We start from the raw sequence: 4056 nt of genomic DNA on the forward strand, positions 1-4056 counted from the left end.
AGTGCCGTCGGCTTTCGCTTGCACCTCCACCTTGGGTTGCTGTCCTGGGTAGCAGCGGACTAACACTTTATCGCTACTACGGGTCAAATACAAAACGTAAACGGCTTGACCGTTTAACTTAGCTGGGACGAGTTGTGGCGGGGCAGGTGCAGTGGCGATCGCGGGCGCTAAGCTGGCAATGCCAAGAAATACAATTATTGCTCCTGCGATCGATCCCGAACAACGGTTTATAGGTTGCAACATCGGTCTAACACCTTGAGTAACAGTTTTGACTAGAGCCTTTTCATTGATTCTTTCGCTCTAAAAGACAGTAATTCACCCAGAAGTATACGATGCAAAATTAGCGAACGATCGTATTCTTCATTAAGAAACTTGCTGAAGAAAAGATCGTCAACTTGCGCGATCGCTCTCGATCTCTTGCTAGAATGTGACCACACAATGACCACTTTTTTGGAGTCAAAATGAAAAGCGTAGGCATACGCGAGTTTAGGGACAAAGCTTCTCACTATCTCGCAAGTGATGAAGCGATCGCGGTGAAACGTCACGGCAAGATCGTCGGATTTTATCTTCCAGTTAGGGAATCAGAAGAAGGGGAAGTTCAAGCAGCATTGATGCGACTTTCTCAAACGGTGGAAACGGCATTAGCCCAAAGTGGCTGGGATGAAGAAAAACTCAGTCAGGCTTTAGACTTGTCTCAACCCGAATAGTATGCGCTTAGTCGTTGATGCGAATATTCTGGTGTCTGAGCTAATCCGCAAGCGGGGACGAGATTTAATCGTTCATCCAGAGCTAGAACTATACATGGCACAGATGGCTTGGGAGGAGACTTGTCACGAGTTGGATAAGCGGGTGGAGAGGATGGTACAAAAGGGAGTGTTTTCCCAGGAGATCGGGCAAAATCTATTAACTGAGGCGATCGCTTTAGCTGAAATCAAAGTAGCCGTAGTACCTCATGAAGTCTACGCCTCATACGAAACCGTAGCAAGACTTCGTATTCCTCGCGATCCCAACGATTGGTTTACCGTAGCTCTGGCTTTGGTTTTGTCAGCAGGAATTTGGACGAACGACGGAGACTTTTTGGGGTGCGGTCTACCTACCTGGACTACAGAAACGCTAATTTCACACTTATCGTCCTTGTAGGAGAGCGTTTGGTAGTTGTACGTGAAAGATCGACAGCGTTACTCTATTTCTGGCACAGCGGTTAGTTGGCTTGAGCCAGTGACACAAAGCGATCGCCATGCTAGATCGTGCTTTAGATCTAGCTGGATGCAACAATCAAAGGTGTGATGAGGCAAAGATAGAACACCCACACACCCAAGTCTTATTGCTCATCCACCTATACTCGTAGTTCCGCCATGTAGATGTATAATTAAATACATGGTTAGGGAAAGGAAGAACATTGGTGCAGAATGTAGAAACAAATCAATTGAGATTAATAGAACACTCAATCAACTTACACATAGATCGATTACCCTATGTCGAGTTTCTAAAGAAAGAACGGCTGCCAGAATCAGCAGGTATCTATTTTGTCATGGATGGAGATAGGAAAATATGGTACGTTGGTAAAGCACAGAACTTAAAAGCAAGGTGGAAAGGACATCATAGAGCCGATCAACTTCAAAAAATCCACAAGAAAAATCCTCTAAAAATCTTCTGGCATAGCTGCGATCGTGATGAAACTATTCTTTCCCAGCTAGAAACATTCTTTATTGAAAAATATTACCCTGTTCTAAATCAAACTAAGGTAGAGATAAAAAGAATTACTCCGGCTGAAATCGAATTAAGAAATGTTTTAGCTAAAATTAGTCGGTACGTAATTTTAATTGGTTACGAAGAATACAGTCGAGAATTTGAACTACCTACCGTATATCTAAAATATGACTGGACTTATAGAAATCCAGCTAGAACCTTGAGGAGTATATTTGATGCAGTTAATAAAAGGGGGAATCTTCGATGGAGTTATTATTGGAGAGTAAAAACTACACCAATATGGAAAACCAAGTGTAATGGAGTAGCTATAGTAGTTAGTTCTGATGCAGGTACAAACAGGTTCATTCAACAAGGAGAAGAGGTAACTTTAGCTGGAGTGAAGTTAATAAATATCTCAGCTAATGACTTTCAAAATTATAGAACTGAAACAGACTGGTCGCAGTCATATCATCCTGCTATACAAAGGTATACCAAAGACCCCATACCTTTATTGTGGTCAAAAGATTTAGAGATTAATCAACCAGATGTAGAAGCGTTGAAGGAGCTGAATCAGCGAAGAACAGCAAGTAGAGAATATAGACCAAGGGGTAGAAGGGTTAAAGTTGTCTGCAATGCTATAGGTTGGAATGTTGAGTGTGTCATACAAGCATATCAGGAAGCAATTGATTGGTTTGGAGGCTATGAAGCTTTAGGATTGCGACAGGCTTACAGCTATCCATTTTCAATTAAAGGCTGGAGAGCGCCCAGAGTTAGTGTCAGGATACCAGAAGTTAATGATGGCATTACAACTTATAGATCCATATCTGCACCAATAAGTGCTTCTACTAAAGAAGAGTTGCTCCAGCGTTTTGAGAAGATAAAACAACTTAGCTTCTTGCATCAAAAAGCAAAACTAGAAATATAAATATCCCTGGAATCTTACGCCAATCAAGCACTTTTTAGTAAGGGAGGATGTCGTCTGAGTCATTAACTTCATCGCCACGTCAGTTCTACCTCTGGTTAGCAATTATTTATGCTGTAGCATGGCGATAGAACGCTTGCATTTGGGCAAACCATTGCTGGCGTGATTCAGCCCAGGTATAAAACATATGCCCACCTGGATAATGTTTCAACGTCAGATTTTGGCGAATTTCAGGATTGAGTTTCATCTGACTGGCAAGATGGTTGGAGGCAAAATAAGGCGTGACCAAGTCAAATATTCCATGCGAGATCGACACCTGCATATATGGATTTAGTGTCATTCCCACCCGCAGGTCGTCCACCGATCCTTGAAATCCTTGTTTCCAGTCGCCTTTGAAATCAAATTGCCAAGCTTTGAGCGTTTCCAAATTCAGCAGGTGGTAGGTTAAGTCAGTTTCAACATCTAAAGTCTGCCGCAAATGACTGTTAATTGCTCCCGTAAACAGTAGATCTAAGCCATCTAATGTTGGGTCAGTGCCTTCGTAGGTCATGCGATCGGGAAAAGGATCGATCGCCGTAATTGAAGCATCGTACAACCCCACAATTAGCCCCCGATCGCGCAGCAGTTCCCTAGCAAAGACTTCGATTCTAATTCGTCCCCCCAGTCTTTCGACTACTGAAGGGGGTAATCCAATTAATCCAGCCAACTGCTCGTAAATTGGCTGACGCTCATCCGCAGTCAATGCTTCTCCCATCGCTAGCATTGGAATCAAGCTTTTACGGGCAAATTGTTCGGCAGCAGCCATATGAGCTGATAAATCCCCTGGTTGCCCCGCCCATCGAGCGCGATCGTGATGCGCGGCGGCGGCGGCTAGCGAGGGCAATACCGTTGCCCAAGTCGTGAGATTGTAATCGTTTGCTTCTAACAAACTAAACTCTAAAGCTGGAGAGATCAAAATTGCCCCAGAAAGACCAACACCGAATTCTTGTTGCAGTTTGCGAGCTAGCTTAGCCACGCGAAAACCGCCATAACTCTCGCCTGCAATGAAGATGGGAGACAGCCAGCGGTGGTGGCGCGACAGAAACCGCACGATAAACTCGCCGATCGCCTTCAAGTCTCGCTCGACTCCCCAAAATTGAGTTTCTTTGGATGCATCTTGCTCGTTTAAATTAGATTTCTCGCTCTTCTCTAGAGTTTCTTTCTCTTGTGGCAAAACACGGCTGAAACCCGTACCGATCGGATCGATAAAGACTAAATCTGTAAAGCTTAACCAACTTTCAGTATTTTCTACCACTCGCACGGGTGGCTTGGGCAAACTCCCGCGATCGCCAAACTGGAGGCGTTTGGGACCTAATGCTCCCATGTGCAAATAAGCAGAAGCAGCTCCAGGTCCACCATTAAAAACAAAGGTGAGCGGTCGTGGCGAGGCGGCATCCGTCTTGACG

Annotated in this window: 5 protein-coding genes; 3 read left to right on the plus strand and 2 right to left on the minus strand. The window is 44.3% G+C overall.

The genetic code is table 11. The features are described 5' to 3' along the window. Nucleotides 1-243, minus strand: a 243-nt coding sequence (locus tag ACRC32_RS25340) for a hypothetical protein (RefSeq protein WP_438556568.1), incomplete at its 3' end; no start/stop codon positions are given. Nucleotides 244-461: 218 nt separating this feature from the next. On the opposite strand from ACRC32_RS25340, the gene ACRC32_RS25345 reads away from it, so the two are divergent. The 3 genes from ACRC32_RS25345 (at nucleotide 462) to ACRC32_RS25355 (ending at nucleotide 2614) form a co-directional block, all read left to right on the plus strand. Beyond that, on the plus strand, nucleotides 462-707 hold the full coding sequence (locus ACRC32_RS25345) for a hypothetical protein (protein WP_438556569.1): 246 nt from the start codon (nucleotides 462-464) through the stop codon (nucleotides 705-707). A gap of 1 nt (nucleotide 708) precedes the next feature. Beyond that, nucleotides 709-1140 carry a PIN domain-containing protein gene (locus tag ACRC32_RS25350; protein WP_438556570.1) on the plus strand — a complete coding sequence of 144 codons (432 nt, stop codon included), beginning with the start codon at nucleotides 709-711 and terminating at the stop codon, nucleotides 1138-1140. Between the two features lie 262 nt (nucleotides 1141-1402). After that, nucleotides 1403-2614: a GIY-YIG nuclease family protein gene (locus ACRC32_RS25355; protein WP_438556571.1), complete on the plus strand. Its 1212-nt coding sequence runs from the start codon at nucleotides 1403-1405 to the stop codon at nucleotides 2612-2614. A gap of 106 nt (nucleotides 2615-2720) precedes the next feature. Here ACRC32_RS25355 and ACRC32_RS25360 read toward each other — a convergent pair. Continuing rightward, the coding region (locus tag ACRC32_RS25360) for a S10 family peptidase (protein ID WP_438556572.1) at nucleotides 2721-4056 on the minus strand (1336 nt) is incomplete at its 5' end.

It is taken from the genome of Chroococcidiopsis sp. (genome assembly GCF_051657925.1).
Taxonomy (GTDB): domain Bacteria; phylum Cyanobacteriota; class Cyanobacteriia; order Cyanobacteriales; family Chroococcidiopsidaceae; genus Chroococcidiopsis.

Coding starts and splice junctions, on each gene's coding strand:
- ACRC32_RS25350 (WP_438556570.1), top strand. CDS start 709: ATGCGCTTAGTCGTTGATGCGAATATTCTGGTGTCTGAGCTAATCCGC.
- ACRC32_RS25345 (WP_438556569.1), top strand. CDS start 462: ATGAAAAGCGTAGGCATACGCGAGTTTAGGGACAAAGCTTCTCACTAT.